Origin of the sequence: Antarctobacter heliothermus (assembly GCF_900188425.1) — a bacterium.
In the GTDB taxonomy this organism is placed as follows: Bacteria; Pseudomonadota; Alphaproteobacteria; order Rhodobacterales; family Rhodobacteraceae; genus Antarctobacter; species Antarctobacter heliothermus.
On record NZ_FZON01000124.1, the window covers coordinates 1 to 2,907 of the forward strand.

Below are 2,907 nucleotides of genomic sequence, written 5' to 3' on the forward strand. Positions count from 1 at the left end.
AAGTCGGAGCTTACGTCAGTGTCCAGTTTTCGGGGACCACCTCACCCAGCCAACAATCGAACAATCACAGCGCGAAATCGAAGACTACAACACTAACGACTACGGACCATCACTTGATGCACAATGTTGAAGAACAATGTGCGTTCAGATGTGATGCCCGCATCGCTAATCTCTCCCGTCAGTCGACAAATATGTAGCCAGCCGCCAAAGAGCGCATGCTTTCCTTTTCGTCGCCATCGACGGATTTGGTCTTGGATCCTACATTTTCAAACCAAGGTGACAAACTGGACTCACCGATGAAATCCAAAATTGATATAGCAGCAGGTGTTGAGTTGAAATCAACGCGATCTTGATCATATTGGCTGCGAAGATAGTCCAGATTGGCGCACCCTTGGGAATAATACAGAGGATTGCCGTAAGCCGCGTCAATGCGGGAATCAGGAATCTCGACCAGAACATAAAAAGCCATGTCAGCCGCCGGAGTCCCGTCCACCAAGTATCCGCTTGCCGACAAAGTTTCACCGTTTTCAACCACCAAGTCCCCACGAACGAAGCTTGGATTTAGTGAAAAACTCTCCTCCCCGTTTCCGGCAATCTGGTCATTCATTTTTAGCTCTTTACCAGGAACAGGATTTCCGTCCCGATCTTGAACGAAAATCTTGAGATCTTCCAATTTCTGCCTGATCGGAGGTTTGGGAGAGAAATATACAGAGTAACCTCGAACCACCAAAGGCTCTGCTTCGTCCCAGGCCTTGTACCAAGGGCGGTTCTCCTGGATCATCACAGGTGATTTCGGGTATTGATCCAAATATGGAATTCTAATAAACTTATGAACTTTTTGAGACTTTTCATAAGGCTTATATGAGATACTCACTTTCACTCTGGCAGTCTCCAAATCCTCCTCGCTGATTTCATGAGGCCAGTGCCTCGCAAAATGTTGCGGTGTGGTGATCCACTCATTTTCCGACACATACAACGGCAAATCTGACGGAAATCCCACATGCCTAACAAAATTTGAACTATTTGAGATCGACATGGCCGTGCAATGTGCTTCTGCTGGGCCTGGGAAAATGCGTCTTATATTATCCGATTCAGAGATCTCGTCAAAATACACACAGCCATCTCCCAGTAGAAAAGGATATTTTTCAATTGGAAGATCCACCAACTCAATGGTGATATCATGGATAGCCACATCCATTTTTGGCCTGAAGGCAACACCGGAGATGGCATCCAGATTGCCCCTTTTCCAATTCATATAGTTATACCTATTGTGTTCACCTCGGCGCTCAAAATTTCGAAAATCCTCGGGATGGCTCGGTTCGGCGCACCAGAATTTGGAAACTGCAATATTTTTCCTTTTTGCCTTGTGAAAAAATGTGCCTTCAGCTTCATAGACCCTCATTCCCGGAGGAGCTTTGGGGATACGAGATGGAATCTCATTTCCAAAATCTTCAAAAGAAACATCTTTCCGCATTCGTCTTGCTGGAGCCGAATTCTCCCACGAACAGCGCATTTGACGAATTTGTGCACTGTCGTACAAATGACGCACAAATGGCATGTTCAATATTTCGGAAACATAGGAGATAGGCAAACCGACGGCCTTGATTTCTTCGAAAAGAGCACTCTCGTTTTGAGAGAATTGTTCGGCCGACTCTTCAAAACTTACATCCACTTCCAGGAAGTCAGATATCAACCTCGTAATCGAGTCTAGTGGAAGCTCCATTCCCAAAACCAGAACTTCCCCCTTTTCACAGGAAACCGAGGCTGCGCCGGGCTCAATTCTTTCAAATTTCTCGTAATTGACACCAAGGAACTGGACTACTTCCTTACTAAACCAGTGCTGCGCACCTCGCAGTGCGACGCCATTGATAAAGCGGTCAACGTGTGTGTCTATTCCTTGATCCTCGGAATGATCGGCCGCGCGCGCTGTGAAGAATCTGAGGTTTCGTACAATAGGATTGTTGACAACGACAATGTACTTGTCCCTCGGTTCCACAGACTCCGTGTCTGCCTCTCGGGGTGCTATTGGAATCTGAACGGACGGTCGCGGCGCAAAGATCAAATCAGGAACTCTACGTTGCAATTCCGGCTTCAATGCGTCAGCGCCGGTATGTCCCATGTCGCAAAAAATGAACCGATTGATGTAGCTTGTCATTGTCGAGCCTTAACATGTCGAGGAGTGTATATATGAGCGCCTTGGGTTTCGGTGCAGGTGGCTGAAGTGCCTATGATTTTGATTCGATCAGTGTGCCGAATTGAGGCGCCCTGAGGTCGGCCCTCCCTACACGCATAGGCGTACAAGGAGTTTCGGTGCGAAGTGGACTTTTCAGATCGATACAAACGGCGATTTGTTGTGTCCCTAAAGTGGTTTTACCCGACATCCCAGACTTCCACCTCAGATAGATATCCTTGGGCATTGAAGCGGGACAATTCTTGCGATCACTGCTGTCAGTGATCCGCGTTGTTTCTAATACGGCCAAGCGAACCTCGGCGTGTTTGCCCCGACAGCCACAGTGTTGCACCAAAAGGACTGCTCAGATGACTTTTTCATAGATCGCCTCACCGACTTTGGGTTGCACCCGGCGTGATCAAGTTCGATCACATGGCCTAGCGATGTGGATGTTTCGCTGCAACCGCAAGAAGACACATTTGGCAAAGTGCGTCAATGCAACGCCCCGTCCACTCACGCTACGGACAGGTAGCGCGCGAACTGCGACTGGAGCGCTTCACGGGCGAGTCAGCGGAAGACATTCTTGAAGGGCTGATCCGATCGCGTTGGTCGGCGCTCAAACATACGTCGCGCAAAATAGTGCGTATCCGTCCGTTGTGACCGCTCTGACGGTGAGCCTCTGCTGTCGATAATGTCCATGATCGATAATGGACATCTTGAGGCACTCCATGACGGGC

At 48.6% G+C, this 2,907-nt stretch carries 1 protein-coding gene; it reads right to left on the bottom strand.

Features of this window, described 5'->3' with window-relative positions; translation table 11 throughout:
- Positions 1 to 178: 178 nt before the first annotated feature.
- The gene (locus CHB90_RS26415; protein ID WP_141135989.1) at positions 179 to 2,155 is read right to left on the bottom strand and encodes a hypothetical protein; all 1,977 of its coding nucleotides are present in this window, start codon (positions 2,153 to 2,155) and stop codon (positions 179 to 181) included.
- Between the last annotated feature and the right edge of the window lie 752 nt (positions 2,156 to 2,907).